The sequence below is a fragment of the Flexivirga meconopsidis genome (assembly GCF_026162425.1).
In the GTDB taxonomy this organism is placed as follows: Bacteria; Actinomycetota; Actinomycetes; order Actinomycetales; family Dermatophilaceae; genus Flexivirga; species Flexivirga meconopsidis.
The window spans coordinates 761,480-781,217 of sequence record NZ_JAOBQJ010000001.1; the positions used below are offsets into that span (position 1 = coordinate 761,480).

At 69.1% G+C, this 19,738-nt stretch carries 19 protein-coding genes; 16 read left to right on the plus strand and 3 right to left on the minus strand.

What is annotated here, in order from left to right:
- Positions 1 to 14: 14 nt before the first annotated feature.
- Together phaZ and N2M23_RS03730 are read right to left on the minus strand one after the other, a co-directional pair.
- Positions 15 to 851 carry a poly(3-hydroxyalkanoate) depolymerase gene (phaZ, locus tag N2M23_RS03725; RefSeq protein ID WP_265443386.1) on the minus strand — a complete coding sequence of 279 codons (837 nt, stop codon included), beginning with the start codon at positions 849 to 851 and terminating at the stop codon, positions 15 to 17.
- On the minus strand, positions 848 to 2,584 hold the full coding sequence (locus N2M23_RS03730) for a PHA/PHB synthase family protein (RefSeq protein WP_265443388.1): 1,737 nt from the start codon (positions 2,582 to 2,584) through the stop codon (positions 848 to 850). The genes phaZ and N2M23_RS03730 overlap by 4 nt, the downstream gene beginning before the upstream one ends.
- Before the next feature lie 259 nt (positions 2,585 to 2,843).
- Here N2M23_RS03730 and N2M23_RS03735 point away from each other — a divergent pair, with 259 nt between their 5' ends.
- The 11 genes from N2M23_RS03735 to N2M23_RS03785 all read left to right on the plus strand — a co-directional run bounded on the left by N2M23_RS03735 (position 2,844) and on the right by N2M23_RS03785 (position 14,913).
- A complete protein-coding gene (locus N2M23_RS03735; protein ID WP_265443893.1) occupies positions 2,844 to 3,044 on the plus strand; it encodes a helix-turn-helix domain-containing protein in 201 nt (66 codons plus the stop codon).
- Positions 3,045 to 3,222: 178 nt separating this feature from the next.
- Positions 3,223 to 3,321 (plus strand): 30S ribosomal protein bS22, encoded by a 99-nt coding sequence (locus tag N2M23_RS03740; RefSeq protein WP_082775156.1) that lies wholly within the window; start codon positions 3,223 to 3,225, stop codon positions 3,319 to 3,321.
- 152 nt (positions 3,322 to 3,473) lie between these two features.
- The gene (locus N2M23_RS03745) at positions 3,474 to 4,454 is read left to right on the plus strand and encodes an NAD-dependent epimerase/dehydratase family protein (RefSeq protein ID WP_265443395.1); all 981 of its coding nucleotides are present in this window, start codon (positions 3,474 to 3,476) and stop codon (positions 4,452 to 4,454) included.
- On the plus strand, positions 4,447 to 5,793 hold the full coding sequence (locus N2M23_RS20900) for a lysophospholipid acyltransferase family protein (protein ID WP_265443396.1): 1,347 nt from the start codon (positions 4,447 to 4,449) through the stop codon (positions 5,791 to 5,793). The genes N2M23_RS03745 and N2M23_RS20900 overlap by 8 nt, the downstream gene beginning before the upstream one ends.
- Positions 5,794 to 5,810: 17 nt before the next feature.
- Entirely contained in the window at positions 5,811 to 6,050 is a 240-nt protein-coding gene (locus tag N2M23_RS03755) for a glutaredoxin family protein (RefSeq protein WP_265443398.1), read from the plus strand.
- A gap of 208 nt (positions 6,051 to 6,258) precedes the next feature.
- Positions 6,259 to 6,936, plus strand: a complete 678-nt coding sequence (locus N2M23_RS03760) for a redox-sensing transcriptional repressor Rex (RefSeq protein WP_265443400.1) — start codon at positions 6,259 to 6,261, stop codon at positions 6,934 to 6,936.
- Positions 6,933 to 8,237: a glutamyl-tRNA reductase gene (locus N2M23_RS03765; protein WP_265443402.1), complete on the plus strand. Its 1,305-nt coding sequence runs from the start codon at positions 6,933 to 6,935 to the stop codon at positions 8,235 to 8,237. The genes N2M23_RS03760 and N2M23_RS03765 overlap by 4 nt, the downstream gene beginning before the upstream one ends.
- Positions 8,234 to 9,259: a hydroxymethylbilane synthase gene (gene hemC, locus N2M23_RS03770; protein ID WP_265443404.1), complete on the plus strand. Its 1,026-nt coding sequence runs from the start codon at positions 8,234 to 8,236 to the stop codon at positions 9,257 to 9,259. The genes N2M23_RS03765 and hemC overlap by 4 nt, the downstream gene beginning before the upstream one ends.
- Positions 9,256 to 10,890 (plus strand): bifunctional uroporphyrinogen-III C-methyltransferase/uroporphyrinogen-III synthase, encoded by a 1,635-nt coding sequence (locus tag N2M23_RS03775; protein ID WP_265443405.1) that lies wholly within the window; start codon positions 9,256 to 9,258, stop codon positions 10,888 to 10,890. Before hemC ends, N2M23_RS03775 begins: the two co-directional genes overlap by 4 nt.
- Positions 10,887 to 11,906 (plus strand): porphobilinogen synthase, encoded by a 1,020-nt coding sequence (gene hemB, locus N2M23_RS03780; RefSeq protein WP_265443406.1) that lies wholly within the window; start codon positions 10,887 to 10,889, stop codon positions 11,904 to 11,906. Before N2M23_RS03775 ends, hemB begins: the two co-directional genes overlap by 4 nt.
- A gap of 205 nt (positions 11,907 to 12,111) precedes the next feature.
- Positions 12,112 to 14,913 (plus strand): ricin-type beta-trefoil lectin domain protein, encoded by a 2,802-nt coding sequence (locus N2M23_RS03785; protein WP_265443407.1) that lies wholly within the window; start codon positions 12,112 to 12,114, stop codon positions 14,911 to 14,913.
- 128 nt (positions 14,914 to 15,041) lie between these two features.
- Here the strand turns inward: N2M23_RS03785 and N2M23_RS03790 are convergent, their stop codons facing one another.
- A complete protein-coding gene (locus N2M23_RS03790; RefSeq protein WP_265443409.1) occupies positions 15,042 to 15,572 on the minus strand; it encodes a YceI family protein in 531 nt (176 codons plus the stop codon).
- 135 nt (positions 15,573 to 15,707) lie between these two features.
- Here N2M23_RS03790 and N2M23_RS03795 point away from each other — a divergent pair, with 135 nt between their 5' ends.
- The 5 genes from N2M23_RS03795 to N2M23_RS03815 all read left to right on the plus strand — a co-directional run bounded on the left by N2M23_RS03795 (position 15,708) and on the right by N2M23_RS03815 (position 19,737).
- Positions 15,708 to 16,226 carry a MarR family winged helix-turn-helix transcriptional regulator gene (locus tag N2M23_RS03795; protein ID WP_265443411.1) on the plus strand — a complete coding sequence of 173 codons (519 nt, stop codon included), beginning with the start codon at positions 15,708 to 15,710 and terminating at the stop codon, positions 16,224 to 16,226.
- Positions 16,227 to 16,261: 35 nt separating this feature from the next.
- Complete coding sequence (gene hemL / locus N2M23_RS03800) at positions 16,262 to 17,593, plus strand: glutamate-1-semialdehyde 2,1-aminomutase (RefSeq protein WP_265443412.1); 1,332 nt, start codon at positions 16,262 to 16,264, stop codon at positions 17,591 to 17,593.
- Positions 17,594 to 17,672: 79 nt separating this feature from the next.
- Positions 17,673 to 18,332, plus strand: a complete 660-nt coding sequence (locus N2M23_RS03805) for a histidine phosphatase family protein (protein WP_265443413.1) — start codon at positions 17,673 to 17,675, stop codon at positions 18,330 to 18,332.
- Entirely contained in the window at positions 18,329 to 18,928 is a 600-nt protein-coding gene (locus tag N2M23_RS03810) for a TlpA family protein disulfide reductase (protein WP_265443414.1), read from the plus strand. The genes N2M23_RS03805 and N2M23_RS03810 overlap by 4 nt, the downstream gene beginning before the upstream one ends.
- A gap of 65 nt (positions 18,929 to 18,993) precedes the next feature.
- Positions 18,994 to 19,737: a cytochrome c biogenesis CcdA family protein gene (locus tag N2M23_RS03815; protein ID WP_265443415.1), complete on the plus strand. Its 744-nt coding sequence runs from the start codon at positions 18,994 to 18,996 to the stop codon at positions 19,735 to 19,737.
- Position 19,738: the final 1 nt, after the last annotated feature.

Genomic DNA, 19,738 nt, shown 5'->3' on the forward strand with positions numbered 1-19,738 from the left:
GCCAGCCGGGCTACTCACCGCAACAGGAACTCCGAGATCACCGGGCCGTAGGTGTCCGCCTGCACCACTACGTCGAGGTGACCGCCGGGGTAGACCACGAGTTCGCCGTGTGGCAGGCCGCGCTCGAGGATGCGCCCGTTGGCGACCGGGATCAGCGGGTCGTCGTCGCCGAATAGCAGCAGCGTCGGCTGCCGGATCAGCCGCAACCACGGCAGGCTGCACCAACCCGCGCCGGCCAACAGCTGGTGCCGGTAGCCGCGACGCGATCCCGCGCGCGTATGCGAGTCGACGAGCGTGCGCACCGCGGCCGGATTGTCGCGGATGCTGCCGCCATACAACTCGGCGGCGATCTGCAGGGCGTAGTCCGGGTCGCGATAACGCCGCGGCGTGACCATCCGAGCGAGCACCTTCGGCCCGGCGGGGATCATGATCGAGCCGGTGCCGGTGCTGACGAGCACCGCGCGGCGGCAGCGTTGCGGGTGCTGGAAGGCGAACTGCTGCGCGAGCGCGCCGCCCCATGAGATGCCGAAGACGTCGGCCCGGTCGTAGCCCAGCTTGTCGAGGAGTATGCCGAGGCCGTGCGCCAGGACCGGCATCGTGTAGGGCAGGCGTGCGTCAGGGGAGCCGCCCACGCCGGGCACATCGAAGCGCACCGCGGTGATGCTCGGGTCGAGTCGGTCGACCAGCGGATGCAGCACCTCGAGGCTCGCGCCGATCCCATTGCACAGCAACAGGACTGGCCCGTCTCCGAACCCGGGCCGCACGCGCACCCGGATGTCGTGCCCAACCGCCCGGACGACGCGCGTGTATTCCACGCCCCCGCGGCGGGTGGCGGCGGTCCGTGCGCTCACCGGTCGAACACGTAGGTGCCGGGAGCCGCCTCCAGTGGCTCGAACTTGGTGTTGCCGAGTTTGCGCGGAGCGCGCTTCGTCGCACCGCTGCGTTCGCCGAGCCAGTCGGCGAAATGCGGCCACCACGAGCCGTTTTCGGTGTCGGCCTCGGCCAGCCACTGATCGGCGTCGCCGGGGTTGCGGGCGGCCGTCCGGAACGAGCTCTTGGGGTTGGTCGGCGGGTTCACCAACGATGCGATGTGCCCGGCGGTGGACAGGATGAAGGTGTTCTTGCCGCCGAGCAGTTGCGTGCTGCGGTAACACGCCTGCCATTTGCAGATGTGGTCGCCGATGCCGGCGACGATGTAGGACTCGGCGTCGACATCGCCGAGATCGACCGGCGTGCCCAGGATCGACCCTTCGCCCGGATGCGCGGTCGTGTTGTCGACCGCCATCTCGACGAAGTCGCGGTGCAGCGCCGCGGGCATCCGGGTGGTGTCGGCGTTCCAATAGAGGACATCGAACGCCGGTGGCTTCTTGCCCTGCAGATAATTGTTGACCCAGTAGCTCCAGATCAGGTCGGACGGGCGCAGCCAGGCGAAGATCTCGGCGAGCGAGCGTCCGTCGAGGAAGCCCTTGCGCGCCGAGGCACTGATTGCGGCGCGGGCCACTCGCTTGTCCAGCACTGCCGACGGCAGTCCGGCGTCCTGCTGGTCGAGCACGGTGACGCCGAGGTTGAACGTCGCGACCTTGTCGGCTGCGCCGGTCGCGGACAGATGCGCGGCCACCATGGCGGCGAGAATGCCGCCGGAGCACATCGACATCAGGTGGGTCTGCTTGGTGCGGGTGATCGCGGTGACCGCGTCGATCGCCTCCACGATCGACTCGCCGTACGTGTCGAACCCCCAATTGCGGTGTCGCGCATCGGGATTGCGCCACGACATCACGAAGACCTGTTGGCCCTGACCGACGAGGTATTCGACCATGCTGCGGCCAGGCGCGAGGTCGACGATGTAGTACTTGTTGATCACCGGCGGCACCATCAACAGCGGCGTGCGGCGCACGGACGGCGTTGTCGGCGCGTACTGAATCAGCTCGAAGACCGGGGTGCGCAGCACCACCTGTCCGGGACTGACCGCCAGGTCGCTGCCCACCGAAAACGCTGTCGCGTCAACCATGCTCGGCACTCGCGGGGCGGTCACCATGTCACCGAGCAGGTTCTTCAGGCCGGCCAGCAGACTGCGGCCCTGGGTCGACGCCGCCGCGCGCCAGGTCACCGGATTGACCAGCGGCAGGTTGCTCGGTGCTGACGCCTCGATGACGTTGTCGAGCAGGAAGCCGAGGCGCTCCCGGTCCCGCCAGCTGAGCTCGATGTCGTCGAACAGGTCTTTCGCCGAGCGCCCCGCCGCCAGATAGACCTGCAAGGTCGCCTTGAGGAGTGGGTTCTTGGCCCACAACTCGTCGGAGAAGCGCCGGTCCTTCGGGTGCGGTGCCAGGTCGGACCGGCCGGTCAGGATGCGGCCGAGTTCGCCGGCCAGGTCGGTCGAGTAGTGCACCAGCGAGAGCGGTTTGGCCGCGGCGTTCGCGACGGCGCGGACCCCCGCCATACCCGGGGTGAAGCGGCGCCACGGCCCGAGTGCCGCATCGGCCAACAGCAGGTCGAGCGGCGCCGCATGGCCTTCGGCGGCGGCGATCTGATCCTCCGTGTCGTCCCGCGTGGGGTCGTGCTGATGGGTCCGCGCCGTGCTCGTCATGTCGTGTGCGCCCTTCTCGACTCGGCGGTGAGCCACCTCCCAGCATGCCCCCACAAGCCGCCCCAGGAGCGGGATCCGCACGAGAAATTGAGCTGGTTCACCAGCGCCCATCGGCGTGTCGGGTGGACAATCGTCATACTCAGACTTTCCACAGACTGCCCGGACCCCCTATCGTGTCCCAGCAGTAACAGTGGTGAGCAGGCGTCCGAGCCTTCCCACCATCCACCAGGGCACGTTCGACGAAGGGGCGACAACCGTCATGCCGAAAGAGGGTCAGCCGGGCGACGTCAACTTCATGACGGTTGCAGAGGTTGCCGCGATCATGCGGGTCTCCAAGATGACCGTCTACCGCCTCGTGCACTCCGGCGAACTCCCCGCGGTGCGCGTCGGGCGGTCCTTCCGGGTGCCGGAGGACGCGGTGTCGGACTACCTCAAGCAGTCCTACATGGGCACCGCCTGAGCCGGTCGGCAGCTGCCGGCGCCCGCCGCCGATTGGTCTGGCCGCGCCGGTATGGCGTAGCCTTGGCCGGACCGCTGCCGCCCTCGTAGGCGGGCAGTCGGACCCGGCTTCGCGACCGCTAGGGCGCTACAGCCCACCGGTCCACGTTCCATCAGTCGTTAAGGAAAGAGCATTACGCATGGGTTCCGTCGTCAAGAAGCGCCGCAAGCGGATGGCCAAGAAGAAGCACCGCAAGTTGCTTCGTAAGACGCGTCACCAGCGCCGCAACAAGAAGTAAGAGCGGCAGCTCGTCCGCATCGGCCCCGGATCGCCACCCCGCGATGTCCGGGGCTTTCGCATGCCTGCCGCGATACGCAGGGCACGGTCCCTCCTCCCGGCGTTACGATCGCGGGGCAGCCCGAAGCACCGCCGACCCCGATGGAGGAGTAGATGAGCCGCGTTGTGCTGGTGACCGGCGTCTCCCGACTCGTCGGCGGTATGACGGTGCGCGCGCTCGCCGCGGACCCGCAGATCGACCGGGTCATCGCGGTCGACACCGTGCCGCCGTTGCACGGGATCGGGCGGGCCGACTTCGTGCGCGCCGACATCCGCAATCCGATCATCGGCAAGATCCTCAGCCAGGAGCGCGTCGACACCGTGCTGCATCTCGGGGTCATCATGACTCCGAAACAGGCCGGCGGCCGCACCCTGCAGAAGGAGATCAACGTCATCGGCACGATGCAGTTGCTCGCCGCCTGCCAGAAGGCCGAGTCGCTGCAGCGACTGGTGGTCAAGTCCTCCTCGTCGATCTACGGCTCCTCACCGCGCGATCCGGCGATGTTCACCGAGGACATGAGTGCGCGCCGCAACCCGACCGGCGGCTTCGGCCGCGACTCGGTGGAGGTCGAGACCTACGTGCGGGGCCTGGCCCGCCGCCGCCCGGATATTGACGTGACAATGCTGCGGATGGCCAACCTGGTCGGTCCCGGTCTGCGCACCACTTTCTCCGAATACTTCGCACTACCAGCGCTTCCCGTGCCTTTGGGGTATGACGGGCGCTTCCAGGTGCTGCACATCGACGATGCGGTGCGCGTGCTGCAGCGAGCGACCGTCGCGCAGCCGGCCGGCACCGTCAACGTCGCCGCCGACGGCATGCTGACCCTGCGTCAGGCCGCCCGGCTCGCCGGCAAACCGACCGTGCCGGTGCTGCCGCAGGTGGGTGGGCTGGTGCAACAGGTCGGCGGACTGCTCGGCGGCAACGGCGCGTTCGACGCCGAGCAGATGCAGTTCTTGCAGTTCGGTCGCGGCATGGACACCACCCGCATGCGCGAGGTGCTCGGCTTCGAGCCGGTCTCGTCCACCCGCGAGGCGTTCACCACGGTGTTCGGCGCCCGCAACCCGCTCCTTGCCCTCGGAGGTGTCCGTGCCTGACGACCCGCAGACCGACCGCACCCAGCCCGACGCGAAGCCGGCCAAGAAGGCACCCGCCAAGAAGTCGGCGGCGAAGAAGGCGACACCCCGGAAGGCAACTGCGAGCCGGGCAACAGCCAAGAAGGCCACCGCGAAGAAGCCGACCGTGGCCAAGACTTCCCCGGCCAAGACTTCCGCAGCGAAGACCGCTGCGACCAAAACTGCTACGGCCAAAACTGCTGCGACCAAGAGGGCCCCGGCCGCCAAGGCCGCGCCCGCCGGGCGGCCGTCGCGCCGCCGGATCGCGGCAGCAGCCCAGGTTGCACCGGCGCCGACCGTGTCGGGGGCTGCGTCATACCAGGACGAGCAGCGCGAGCGCACGCTGCGCGTCGTGCCCGACCCGCCCGAGCCGCCGACCCTGTCCGCAGTAGGCGCAGTGACCGCCGCCGACTTCGAGGGTGTTGTCGGCATGCTGGTGAGTGCGCTGCGCACCGGCGGTTCGATGATCGGCCTGCACGGCGACGACCTGGAGCGCAAGGTCGCGCAGGCGCTGGCCTTCGTGCGTCGCCGGCTGACCGGCGACTACGAGATCGACGACTTCGGCTTCGACAAGGAGTTCACCGAGCAGGTGTGGCTGCCGATGCTGCGGCCGCTCTACAAGCGGTGGTTCCGGGTCGAGGTGCGCGGCATCGAGAACATCCCCGACGAGGGCGCCGCGCTCGTGGTCGCCAACCACTCCGGCACGCTGCCGCTCGACGGGCTGATGACGCAGGTCGCGATCTACGACGCGCACCCCAAGCACCGGCACGTGCGGATGCTCGGCGCCGACCTGGTCTTCGAGTCGCCGCTGATCGGCGAGTTGAGCCGCAAGGCGGGCACCACGCTCGCCTCCAACCCGGACGTTGAGCGACTGCTCGGGGCGGGCGAGCTGACCGCGGTCTGGCCGGAGGGTTTCAAGGGGGTCGGCAAGCCGTTCTCCGAGCGCTACAAGCTGCAGCGCTTCGGCCGCGGCGGCTTCGTTTCGGCGGCGCTGCGTGCCGGGGTGCCGATCATCCCGTGCGCGATCGTCGGCGCCGAGGAGATCTACCCGATGCTCGGCAACGTCAAGGGCCTGGCGCGGCTGCTCGGCTTCCCCTACTTCCCGATCACCCCGTTCTTCCCGCTGCTCGGCCTCGCCGGGGTGATCCCGCTGCCCAGCAAGTGGATCATCGAGTTCGGCGCCCCCGTCGAGACGGAGGCCTTCGGTCCGGCCGCCGCCGAGGACCCGATGCTGGTCTTCGACCTGACCGACCAGGTCCGCGAAACCATCCAGCAGTCGCTGTATTCGCTACTCCTGCAACGTCGTTCGGTGTTCTTCTAGGTTCTTCTAGGTCTGGTATGACGACTCCGCGCATCACGCTCATCGGCAAGCCCGGCTGTCACCTCTGCGACGACGCGCGCGAGGTGATCCGCCGCGTCGCCGACGACACCGGAGCCGGCTGGCAGGAGCGCAACATCCTCGACGAGCCGGACCTGATGGCGCGCTACGCCGAGCAGATCCCGGTCACCCTGGTCGACGGCAAACAGCACGACTACTGGCGGGTCGACGAGGCGCGGTTGCGTCAGGCGCTGCGCTGAGCAATCGCGGCTCCCGCCATACACCTCGCGCGGAATAGCCCGGGTTCTGCACCGCGCGCAGTGGGGCGCGCTCGGCGTGTAGCACTTTTCAGCGGAATTTGCGACTTTGTGCCTGCGTTCACAAAGACCTACAGTCGGGGGGTCAGTCATCCTCTGGCGCCGGCGTTTGGTATACGCCTGCCCATTCGCGAGAGGAGCCGGAGCGCCTGTGAGCACCGCATCGGCCGCACGTCGGGAGATTCCCGAAGCCACCGTGGCTCGGCTACCGGTGTATCTCCGCGCTCTGCGCGCGCTCAGCGCCCGCGGCGTCGACGTGGTCTCCTCCGAAGAACTCGCCGAAGCAGCCGGTGTCCGGTCGGCCGGGCTGCGCAAGGATCTGTCCCACCTTGGCTCCTATGGCGTGCGCGGCGTCGGGTATGACGTCGCCCGTCTCTCCGACGAGATCTCCCGCGAGCTCGGCCTGCACCACGACTGGTCGGTCGCGATCATCGGCATGGGCAACCTGGGACACGCGCTTGCGGCATACAGCGGCTTCGCCACTCGCGGCTTCCAGGTGCGCTGGCTGATCGACGAGGACCCGGCGATCGTCGGCACCGAGATCGCCGGCCTGAAGGTGATCACCTTCGCCGACCTGGAGCGGCACGAACCGGACAGCATCATCGCGGTGCTCGCGACCCCGCCGGAGGCCGCGCAGACCGCCGCCGATCAGGCCGTCGCGCTCGGTGTCCGTTCGATCCTCAACTTCGCACCCGGTGTGCTGACCGTGCCGCCGGGCGTCGAGGTGCGCAAGGTGGACCTGGCGACCGAGTTGCAGATCCTGGCGTTCCACGAGCAGCGCGGGAAATACGAGCAGCGCGGGAAGTACGAGCAGGAGGTTGTTCGGTGAGCCTCATCGTCATCGGTATGTCACACCGCACCACCGGTGTCGATCTGCTTGAGCAGGTCGTGCTCGGTCAGGGGCAGGCCGAGCGACTCGAGACCACCCTCGGTGGCAACGAACACGTCGATGCCTCGGTCGTGGTCTCCACCTGCAACCGCGTCGAGGTGTATGCCGAGGTCGACACCTTCCACGGTGCCGTGAACGGCATCACCGAATCTCTTTCTGCGGCAACGGGTTTGCCGGTCAATACACTGCGCGACCACCTGTACGTCCACTTCGAGGACCGGGCGGTCGCCCACGCGTTCAGCGTTGCCGCCGGACTCGACTCGGTGGCGGTCGGTGAGGCGCAGATCCTCGGCCAGCTGCGCGAGGCACTCCGCACTGCGCAGGAGGGCGGCCACCTCGCGCCGTCCCTGTCGGCCCTGATGCAGCAGGCGCTGCGGGTTGGCAAGCGGGTGCACACCGAGACTGACATCGACTCGGTCAGCCGGTCGCTCGTCGAGCGTTCACTGGTGCGTGCGCAGTCGGTGCTCGGTGAGCTGAGCAGCCAGCACGCACTGGTCATCGGTGCCGGCGCGATGAGCGGCTTGGCCGCGCACACCCTCGCCCGGGCAGGCGTCGGCGAGGTGACCATCATCAACCGCACGCCCGCCAAGGCGCAGCGTCTGGCCGACGCCACCGGCGGCACCCCGCGCGACTGGGCCGACCTGGCCGACGCCGTCGCGGCAGCCGACCTGGTGATCTCCTGCACCGGCGCCGTCGGTCACGTCCTCGACGAGACCAATGTCGGCGCGACCGAACACGCCAAGGTGCTGGTCGACCTGGCCCTTCCGCGGGACATCGCCGCCGAACTCGGCGACCTGCCCGGCATCACTCTGCTCAGCCTGGAGGACCTCGGAGCCGGTGTCGCCGACGACGCCGAGAAGACGCAGGTCGATGCCGCCGCCGACCTGGTGACCGGCGAGGTCGCCGAGTTCCTGGCAAGTAGGCGGGCCGCAGCGGTCGCGCCGACCGTGGCCGCACTGCGCGCTCGCGCAGCCGACGTGGTGGCTGCCGAACTCACCCGGCTCGGGCAGCGCACCGAGCTCTCCGAGGCCGACGCCGCGCAGGTCCAGATGACCGTGCACCGGGTGGTGGAGAAGATCCTGCACACCCCGACCGTGCGCATCAAGCAACTCGCCGGGGAGGAGCAGAGCGGTCAGGACTACGCCGCTCTGCTGCGCACGCTCTTCGACCTCGACCCGCACGAGTCCCGCGTCTCACAGATCCCGCAGGTCGGGCCCGGCGCAGCAGGTGACACTCGATGAGCACCGCAAGCACCATCCGCATCGGCACCCGTCGCAGTGCCCTCGCCACCACGCAGGCCGGACAGATCGCCGACCGGCTGCGCGCGCTCGGCCACGACGTCGAACTCGTCGAGATCGTCACCGAGGGCGACACCAATCGCGCGCCGCTGGCCCAGCTGGGCGGCACCGGGGTCTTCGCCACCGCGATCCGAGAAGCGTTGCTGGCCGGGCGGATCGACCTGACCGTCCACTCGCTGAAGGACCTGCCGACCGCACCCGCACCTGGCCTCACGATCGCCGCCATCCCGCCCCGTGAGGACCCGCGCGACGTGCTCGTCGCCCGCGACGGGCTCACCCTCGGCGAACTGCCCGAAGGCGCCAAGGTCGGCACCGGCTCACCCCGCCGTGAAGCGCAGCTCGCGGCCCTCGGCCTCGGTCTCGACATCCGGCCGATCCGCGGCAACGTCGACACCCGTGTCGGCTATGTCCGGGACGGCGCACTCGACGCGGTCGTGCTCGCCAAGGCCGGGCTCTCGCGGCTCGGCCGCACCGCGGAGATCACCGAGGCCATCGACCCGGTGCAGATGCTGCCCGCACCCGGTCAGGGCGCGCTCGCCCTGGAAATACGGTCCGACGACGCGGCGTTGTACGACGTGGTTGCCGCGTTCGACGATGCCGACACGCGTGCCGCGGTCACCGCCGAGCGCGCCGTGCTGGCCGCGTTGGAAGCCGGTTGTTCGGCACCGCTCGGTGCACTTGCCGAGGTGTCCGAGGACCTCGACGGCAGCCTGGAGATTTCGTTGCGGGCCTTCGTGGGTCGCACCGATGGCACGTTCGACCTGCGCCGGTCGGTGACCGGCGCCGTCGGCCGCGCCGTACAGCTCGGCGACGAACTCGCCGCGCTGCTGTTGGAAGACGGAGCGCGCGATGCGTTCGAGCCGCCGACCGGCCATCCACCGGATCCAGCGCCTGGCGGCGTCTTACCCGACACCGCCCCCGTCACCCCAATCCACCCCACCAGCGCTGCGGAGCGTGAACAGTGAGCACAAGCAAGACCACCAAGACACTTCCCCGGGTCGCGTTCGTCGGCTCCGGTCCAGGTGACCCCGCGCTGATGACCGTGCGCGCGAGCAAGCTGCTCGGCGCGGCCGATGTCGTCATCATCGATCGGATCGCACGCGAGGAGTTCGTCGCCTCCTTCGCCCGCGAGGACGTCGAGATCGTCGACGCGGGCCATGGCGAGGCCGGACAGACGCTCACCAGTGCGTCCCGGGCCAAGCTGGTCGTCCGGACCGCAAAGGCGGCCGCCAGTGCCGAAGGCGAACGTCTCGTCGTACGCCTGATGGACGGTGACCCGGCGACCTTCAACGGACTTGCCGAGGAAGCCGTCGCGGTGCAAAAGGCCGGCATAGGCTTCGAGATCGTGCCCGGCGTCAGCGCCGTGTCTGCGGTCCCGGCATACGCCGGCATCCCGTTGGTGGCGAACGGATCCCGCGCGGTGCACGTCTTCTCCGCGAACGACGACAAGGCCGACTGGTCCGGCGCGGTCGCGACCGACAGCACCGTCGTCGTGCTCGGCACCGCCGAGACGCTGCCCGCCGGCCTGGCCAAGCTGCTGGCCGCCGGCCGCGACGCGCAGACCCCGGTCGCGCTCAGCTCGGACGGCACCACGATCCACCAAGCCACCCAGGTGACCACGCTCGATGGCGTCGCCGCGGCTCTCAAGGGGCACCCGCTGACCAGCCCGGCGCTCGCGATCGTGGGCACCGTGGTCGCGCTGCGCGAGCAGCTCTCCTGGTGGGAGACCAAGCCGCTGTTCGGTTGGAACGTCCTGGTGCCGCGCACCAAGGAGCAGTCCGGCACGATGACCGATCGACTCGCGTCGTACGGCGCCTCCAATGACGTCGTGCCGACGATCAGCGTCGAACCGCCGCGCACTCCGCAGCAGATGGAGCGGGCGATCAAGGGGCTGGTCACCGGTCGTTACGAGTGGATCGGTTTCACGTCGGCCAACGCGGTTCGCGCGGTGCGCGAGAAGTTCGTTGAATTCGGTTTGGACGCAAGGGCATTCGCCGGTCTGAAGATCGCTTCGGTCGGTGGGGTCACCGCGGCCGCACTGCGCGAGTGGGGCATCGAACCGGATCTGGTGCCGACCGGTGAGCAGTCCGCCAAGGGCATGCTCGAGGAGTGGCCGGAGTATGACGAGGTCCTCGACCCGATCAACCGGGTCTTCCTGCCGCGCGCGGACATCGCGACCGACACGCTCGTGGCCGGTCTGCAGGAGATGGGCTGGGAGGTCGACGACGTCACGGCATACCGGACCGTGCGCGCCGCGCCGCCGGCACCCGAGGTGCGTGAGGCCATCAAGACCGGCAAGTTCGACGCGGTCTGCTTCACCTCAAGCTCGACGGTGCGCAACCTCGTCGGGATCGCCGGCAAGCCGCACGCCACCACGGTGGTGGCCTGCATCGGCCCGGCGACCGCCAAGACCGCCGAGGAGCACGGCCTGCGGGTCGATGTGCTGGCGACCGAGCCGAGCGCCGAGGCGCTCGTGGACGCGCTCGCCGACTACGGCCGGGGTGTAGCGCTCGCGGCGCAGGAGGCCGGCGAGCCGGTCCGCCGGCCCAGCGAGCGCAAGTCCTCCTCGCGCCGGAAGGCCAAGGCGTCACGGTGACCACGACCCCGGATCCGGCAACCCGCGACTGGTCCTTGCCGGCCGGCGCGATCCGCCCGCGGCGGCTGCGGCCGACGCCGGCGATGCGCCGGCTGGTCGCCGAGACCCGGCTGCACCCGGCCGAGCTGGTGCTGCCGATGTTCGTCAAGGAGGGCGTCACCGAGCCGGTGCCGTTGCAGTCGATGCCCGGTGTTGTCCAACACACGCTGGACTCCCTGGTCGAGGCCGCTCGTGACGCGATCGACGCGGGGGTCGGTGGCCTGATGATCTTCGGCGTGCCGGAGCAGCGGGACGAAATCGGCTCCGGCGCAACGGATCCGGACGGCATCCTCAACGTCGCACTCCGTCGCCTCCGTGACGAGCTCGGCGACGAGACCGTGCTGATGTCCGACCTGTGCCTGGATGAATTCACCTCACACGGCCACTGCGGGGTGCTTGACGAGCAGGGTCGGGTCGACAACGACGCCACCCTCGCCCGGTATGCCGACATGGCGGTCGCGCAGGCCGAGGCCGGCGCGCACGTCGTCGGCCCGTCCGGGATGATGGACGGCCAGGTCGGGGTCATCCGCCGGGCGCTGGACGAAGCCGGACACACCGAAGTCGGCGTCCTCGCCTACGCCGTGAAGTACGCCTCCGCGGCGTACGGCCCGTTCCGCGAGGCAGTCGAGTCGACGCTGCAGGGCGACCGGCGCACCTATCAGCAGGACGGCGCCAACCGCGTCGAAGCGCTTCGCGAGGTAGAACTCGACCTTGCCGAAGGCGCCGACATGGTGATGGTGAAACCGGCACTGCCCTACCTCGACATCGTGCGTGACATTCGCGAGACGGTGGACGTGCCGGTCGCCGCTTACCAGATCAGCGGCGAGATGGCGATGATCGAGGCCGCTTCCGCCAACGGCTGGATCGACCACGACGCGATGATGATGGAGGCCCTGGTCTCGATCCGGCGCGCCGGCGCGCAGATCATCCTGACCTACTACGCGGTCCAGGTCGCGCGGTTGCTGCAGGGACGCTGAGCCGACGAGCTCGTAGGACCAGTACGACTCGGTCAACAGCCGAGAGGCGACGGCGCGAGGGCTGACCCTCAATCCACGCTGAGCAAACCCCGAGGTCGCGGATAACCGCAAACCGGTTGCGCACCGACTGGACGGCCGTCAGGCTGTAGGACACCACGGCCGGACGACTGTCAGGACGGCCCGTGGTTCATGCCAGGGGGGCGTCATGAGGACATTTGTTGATCGGCTGCGCGCACCGGTGCTCGCTTGCCTTGCGCTGCTCATCGCCATCGCGCCGGCCATGGCGGTGAGTCCGGCTCGGGCGACCGGTATGCCGGCGCACGGCGACACGGGCACCGCAGATCCGAAGGAGCACGCCAAGAAGGATCTGGCCGGTGTGCCGATGTCACAGATCGAGAAGCAGGCCAACCCGGCCGCCGCCCGCGCCGATCAGTCGTCGGTGCAGCGAGCACGGGCCGCGATGCCGGCGCAGTTGGGCGGCAGCTGGGCCGCTCCGGTCGCGACCCAGGTCGTGCCGGTGTTCACCGCACTGCTGCCGAACGGCAAGCTGTTGATGTGGGATTCGGTCGGTGACGGTGCCGCTGAGGGTTACCCCGATCAGACCTTCACCCGCGTCGAGGTCTACGACCCGGCGACCGGTGCACAACAGCGGGTCGACCTGAACGGCTCGAATATCTTCTGCGCCGGTTTCGTGCAGCTGTCCGACGGCACGGTGCTGGTGGCCGGCGGCAACAAGGACCAGCAGCTCAACGGCACCAACCTCACCCACGTCTTCGACTGGAACACGATGTCGTGGCGACGTGGCCCGAACATGTCCGGGGAGCGCTGGTACCCGTCGGTCGCGGCGCTGATGGACGACGACGCGATCATCGTCGGCGGCGGCCCGAGCACCGTCGACATACGTCAGGCGGACGGCACGCTGCGCACCCTTGGCTTCCAGCGGCCGACGTCCCGCCTCTACCCGTTCATCCAGAGTCAGCCCGACGGCCGGGTGCTGTCGGCCGGTCCCGAGCCAACGATGCTGCGCTACACCTGGCAGGGTGGTGGCTCGGTGGCCCAGTTGGCCAATCGTGACGGGCTGACCCGGGACTACGCCGGTTACGCGCAGTACCGGCCCGGGCTGACCATGGTCGCCGGCGGCGGCAACCCGGTGGCCTCGACGGCGCTGATCGACACCCGCGGCGCAACCCCGAAGGTCACCGCCGGAGCGCCCATGTCGACGCCGCGGCGGCAGCACAACCTGACGATCCTGCCCGATGGCTCGTTGCTGGCAACCGGCGGTCAAACCACCTGGGGCACTGGGGGATTGGTCGACCTCAGCCATCCGGCACTCAGCCCCGAACGGTGGGACCCCGACACCAACACCTGGACGTCGTACGAGCCGGCGGCGATCAAGCGGTTCTATCACTCGACCGCGCTGCTGCTGCCCGACGGCCGCATCTTCACCGGGGGCGGCGGGGTCTGTGACGCCTGCGTCAAGACCGGCTACCTGGCGAAGAACCTCGAGATCTTCACCCCGCCATACCTCTACAAGAAGGACGGCACCGGCCTGGCCCCACGGCCGGTGCTGACCGGCACACCGGCGGAGGTCAAGATCGACTCGGCCTTCACCGTGACCTCCCCGCAGGCGGCCGACATCGCCAAGATCGGGATGATCCGGCTCGGGGCCCCGACCCACAGCGAGGATCAGGGCCAGCGATACATCCCGTTGAAGTACTCGGTCAGCGGCACGTCGATCACGGTGCGCACCCCGCCGAACACCGCGCAGGCGCCGGGTGGTTACTACATGCTGTTCGCCGTCGACAAGAACGGCGTGCCCAACGTCGCACCGATCGTCAAGGTGGTGCGTCCGACCGCCGGCACGGCGCGCGTGGAGACGGCCCGGTCCGGTGGCACCCCGGTGATGGCGTATGCCGACAGTGCATTCAGCACCCAGCCGCAGGCGATGGAAGCGGGCGTCTGGGACGCCGCCGACGGTGGCCTGAGCGGCGTCGGCGGAGCCGGCCAGTTGAGCGGCATCGATGTCGCGAATGGCTGGCAGGTCAAGCTCTGCAGCGGCGCGAATCTCACCGGCAGCTGCCAGGTGTATGGCGCAGGCGTGCGGTCGGTGAGCAGCTTCGACAACCGGACGGCGTCCCTGCAGATCACCGCGACCGACGCCGACCCGGGTGGCCCGGATCCGATCATCGCGACGCCGCAGGGCACCAATCAGGTTGTCAGCGCACGTGATCCGAGTACCTGCCTCACCGCGTCCTCCCTCGCATCCGGTGCTCCGGTGTCGTCGCGGACCTGCGCGAACACCAGCCGGGAACAGGTCTGGCAGTACACCAACGGGGTCGTCTCGCCGTCGGCGAACCTGCGCCTTTGTCTCGACGTCGACCAGAGCGGCACTGCCAACGGCAGCAAGGTGCAGGTGTGGGGCTGCAACGGCACCGCGGCGCAGGCGTGGACGATCCAGCCCGACCGTTCGCTGCGCAACCCGCAATCAGGAAAGTGCCTCGACTGGCCCGGAGGTCAGCCGGCCGGCACCCAGTTGGTGATCTGGACCTGTGGGTCGACGAGTAACCAGCAGTGGAACTGGCGCAGTGCGGCGCTACCTGCGATGCCCCCGGCCAAGCAATACATCAGCGCGGCGAACGGGCAGTGCCTGACTTCCTCGCTCGTCACGGCCGGGTGCGATGCGAACGCGGCCGAGCAGCGCTGGGAGATCTCCGGTGGAGCGCTCAAGCTCCCCGGCTCCGACACCTGCCTGCAGGTGAACAAGTCCCGCTACTGGCTGTGGACCAACTACAGCCTGGTCACCGCGAGTTGCACCGGCTCGGACGCGCAGCGCTTCAGCTATGACGCCTCGCAGCGTCTCGCCAGCAGCGTCGACGGACGGTGCATCACCGTGAGCGGGCAGATGGTCGGCGTCAGCGTCTGCAACACCAGCGCCGCTCAGCGCTGGTCCACGCGCTCCGTCGGGTTGTTCCACCGAGCGGCCGTAGACAACACGAGCGGGACCTGAACACTCGGGGGTATGCGCAGGTCCCGCTCGCGGGTCGGTTGCCGAGATTACGGCACGGTCACGAAGAGCACAACACCACATGTCTTCGGCCGGTCAATCTCGGCGCTGGTGGCTGGAAGCCGGACGGCTCAGGCCTTCACGAACTCCAGCTCGAGGATGATCTTCACCTTGTCGCCGACGACGGCGCCGCCGCCCTCGAGCGGCATGTCGATGGTGACGCCGAACTCCTTGCGGTTGATTTCGGTGGTCGCCTCGAAACCGGCGCGGGTGCCGCCCCACGGGTCGCCGCCGACGCCGCCGAAGTCGACCTCGAAGCTCACCGGGTGGGTGACGCCCTTGATGGTGAGGTCACCGGTCAGGGTCGAGGAGGTGATGCCCGTGGACTTGAAGGTCATCGTCGGGAACTTCTCGACCTCGAAGAAGTCGTTGGTGCGCAGGTGGTTGTCGCGGTCGGCGACGCCGGTGTTGATCGAGGCCATCTGCACGGTCGCCTCGACGCTCGACTCCTCCAGGCTCTCGCCGACGGTCAGGGTCGAGGTGAAGTCCTCGAACTTGCCGCGCACCTTGCTCACCATGAGGTGGCGAACGCTGAAGCCGACCTGGCTGTGGGCGGGGTCGATGTTCCAGGTGCCGGGGGTGAGGTTCTGCAGCGTGGTCATGGCGCTCCTTGTCAAAAAGGTCATCGGTTGATGCTGTTCGTGGGTGGCCGCTCGGCGCGACCGCACGGCACAACTTCATTGATATTTCAATTATTCCCTATTCGGTGACTGCTCGCCACTTATGCTTGAGGAGTCATGTCTGCCGCATCCGAGCCTGCCCTACCGCCGCCGCCGTCCGGGCGTGAGACCGGTGGCGATTTTGCGTGGCTCACCGACGACGAGCAGAAGTCGTGGCGCGCCTACCTGCGGGCCAGCCGGGCGCTGGAGCTGACCCTCGACACCGAGCTGCAACAAGCCGGTATGTCGCTGGCCGAGTACGAACTGCTGTCGATGCTCTCCGAGGCCGACGACTGCTCGATGCGGATGAGCCAGCTCGCCGACCTCGTCATCCAGTCCCGCAGCCGCGTCACGCACACCGCGACCCGGCTCGAGCGTCGCGGCTGGGTGCAACGGCGGCCGGCGCCCCACGACGGTCGGGGCATCGAACTCGTGCTGACCCCAGCGGGTTTGGCGGCAGTCGAGGCGGCGGCGCGGATCCACGTGCAAGGTGTGCAGGACCATCTGGTGCGGCAGCTCGACCCGATGCTCTTCCACGCTCTCGGCGTCGCGATGACACGGGTGCGGGAGCACCTGCGGGGCCACTACAGCCCGTAGTGGATGTGACCTGCGTCGCCTGCGAAACTGGAGGTATGACGCAGGCACCGCCCACCGACAACTCCACCGAAACCACCGGCTCCGCCGCGCTGCTCGAGCGCGCTCGCGCGGTGACCCCCGGCGGCGTCAACTCCCCGGTCCGCGCCTTCCGGGCGGTCGGCGGCACCCCCCGCTTCATTGCCTCGGCGCAGGGCCCCTGGCTGACCGATGTCGACGGCAACCGCTACGTCGACCTGATCTGCTCGTGGGGGCCGATGATCCTCGGCCACGCGCACCCCGCGGTCATGGATGCGGTGCAGCAGGCCGCCGCGCGCGGGTTCAGCTTCGGCACGCCGAGCGAGAACGAGGTCGCGCTCGCCGAGGAGATCGTCCGTCGCGTCGACCCGGTCGAGCAGGTGCGGCTGGTCAGCAGCGGCACCGAGGCCACCATGTCGGCGCTGCGGTTGGCCCGAGGGGCGACCGGTCGCAGCAAGGTGGTCAAGTTCGCCGGCTGCTACCACGGGCACGTCGACCCACTGCTCGCAGCGGCCGGGTCCGGTGTCGCCACCTTCGCGTTGCCGGACTCCGCCGGTGTCCCCGCCTCGAGCGCACACGAGACGATCGTGCTGCCGTACAACGACGTCGCCGCGGTCGAAGCCGCCTTCGCCGAGCACGGCGACGAGATCGCCTGCGTGATCACCGAGGCGTCGCCGGGCAACATGGGTGTTGTGCCACCGGCGGAAGGTTTCACCAGCGCACTGCGGAAGATCACTAAGGAGCACGGCGCACTGCTGATCACCGACGAGGTGATGACCGGTTTCCGCTGCTCGGCCGCCGGCTGGTACGGCCTGGAGGGCGAGCCGGACGGCGGCGCGCCCGACCTGTTCACCTTCGGCAAGGTGATGGGCGGCGGGTTCCCGGCGGCCGCGTTCGGCGGCCGAGCCGACCTGATGGCCCGCCTGGCCCCGGACGGGCCGGTCTACCAGGCCGGCACGCTGGCCGGTAACCCGATCGCCACCGCCGCCGGCCTGGCCACGCTCCAGCAGTGCACCCCGGAGGTCTACGACCGCCTCGACGTCGTCGCGCACACCATCGCCGACGCTGCGTCGGTCGCGCTCGCGCAGGCCGGTGTGCCGCACACGGTGCAGTGGGGCGGCTCGATGTTCTCGGTGTTCTTCACCGGCGACGAGGTGCGCGACTACGACGGCGCGAAGGCACAGGACACCGCCGCCTACGGCCGGTTCTTCCACTCGATGCTCGACCAGGGCGTGCACCTGCCGCCGAGTTCGTTCGAGGCCTGGTTCGTCAGCGCGGCGCACGACGACGACGCGATCGGCCACGTCCTGCAGGCGCTGCCCGCTGCCGCCACCGCGGCGGCCGCCGGCTGACCGGCCACCGGACGAGACGACACAGACTGAGATGCGACACTCCGCCAATGCGTAAGGACGCCGTGCGAATGAGGCAGTCATGACCCGCACCGTCGTGCATCTGGTGCGGCACGGCGAGGTCGACAACCCCGGCGGCGTTCTCTACGGGCGCATGCCGGGCTTCCACCTGTCCGCGCTCGGCCGCGAGATGGCTGGGCGCGTGGCGTCATACCTGCAGGGCAACGACGTCACTTGGCTGGTTTCGTCACCGCTGGAGCGGGCCCAGGAGACGATGGAGCCGCTCGCTGAGGCGCTGCGCCAGCCGGTCACTATCGACGAGCGCGTCATCGAGGCCGGCAACGACTTCGAGGGCCTGACCGTCGGGCAGCACCCGAAACAGCTTCTGAAGCCTCGCTTCTGGGGCAAACTCACCAACCCGCTCAAGCCCAGCTGGGGCGAGCCGTATGCCGAGATCGCCGCCCGTATGGCGAGCGCCGTCGCCGATGCGCGCGCCGCAGCGCAGGGGCACGAGGCGGTCATCGTCAGCCATCAGTTGCCGGTGTGGATCGCGCGCCAGCACTTCGAAGGCAAGCGCCTGTGGCACGACCCTCGGCGCCGGCAGTGCACGCTCGCCTCGGTGACCAGCCTGCGATTCGAGGGCGAGGACTTCGTCGGCGTCGGCTACCACGAGCCGGCCCGCGACCTGTTGCCCAAAGCGAAGGAGGCCGCCGGATCGGCGACCGGAAGGAAAACCGCATGATCGCCCGACGCGCCTTCCTCGGGGGCGCCCTCGCCCTGCCCGTCGCACTCGGGCTGAGTGCCTGCAACTCCAGCGGTGACAGCTCGATCGCCAAACAGGCCAAGGCCGGGGACGACAAGAACTACATCTCCGGTGACGGCGGCATCGAGCAGCTCGGCGCCGACAAGCGCGGCAAACCGGTCAAGCTGACCGGCAAACTGCTCGACGGCACTCCCTGGTCCTCCGAGAAGGACGCCGCCGGCAAGATCGTGGTGATCAACGTCTGGGGCTCCTGGTGTCCGCCCTGCAAGGAGGAGATGCCCGCGCTGCAGAAGGCGTGGGAGTCCTTCCAGCCCAAGGGCAACATCGTGATGATCGGTGTCGACCGCCAGGAGGGCCCGGAGACCGCGGCGGCCTACCTGAAGACGGTCGGGGTGACCTACCCGTCGCTGCAGGACGACGGGGGAGCGGCATTGGTTGCGCTGCAGGGCAAGGCGACCGCGACTCCGTCGACGCTGGTGCTGGACACCCAGCACCGCATTGCCGCGCGGGTCAGCGGCCCCACCACGACCGCCACCCTGACCGGCTTGGTCCAGGACGTCGTGAGCAAGGGCTGACCCATGCCCCAAGAAGTTCGCTTCCCCCGCTGCGCTCCTGCGCGATACTTCTCGGAGGCCCCGCGGTGACAGCTGACGCAGCCCAGACGGTCGCCTCCGGCAGCCTCCCGATCGCAGTCGCGCTCGCGGTGGCAGCCGGGGTGGTCTCGTTTGCGTCGCCGTGCGTATTGCCTTTGGTGCCAGGCTTTCTCGGCTACGTCACCGGGCTCACCGACGAGCGCCGCCGGACCCGGTTGGTCGCCGGTGCGTTCTTGTTCGTGGTCGGTTTCTCGGTCGTGTTGGTGAGCGTTGCCGCGGCATACAGTTGGGTGACCAACCTGCGTTACCTGCATCAGGACGCGATGATCCGGATCAGTGGGGTCATCGTGATCCTGCTCGCGCTGGTCTACCTCGGCTTCATCGGGCAGCGTGGCATCCCGGTGCGGTGGCGGCCGTCGGCCGGGCTGTTCGGGGCGCCGCTGCTCGGGGCGGTCTTCGGGCTGAGCGCGAGCCCCTGCGTCGGCCCCGTGTATGGCGCAATCATCAACCTCGCCAACCCGATCGGCACCGGTGGCGCCAGTCGGGGCGTGACGCTCGCGGCCTTCTACTGTCTCGGGCTCGGCATCCCCTTCCTGCTGATCGCGGCAGGCTGGTCGCGCGCCGAGAAGGCATCCCGGTGGCTGCGCGACCACCACCGGCCGATCCAACTGGTCGGCGGCGTCCTCATGCTGGCAGTCGGAGTCGTGATGATCTCCGGTGAGTGGCTGCACCTGATCAGCTGGGTGCAGGTGCGGCTGACCGGCTCCGAAAATTTCGTCCCGGTGATCTGAG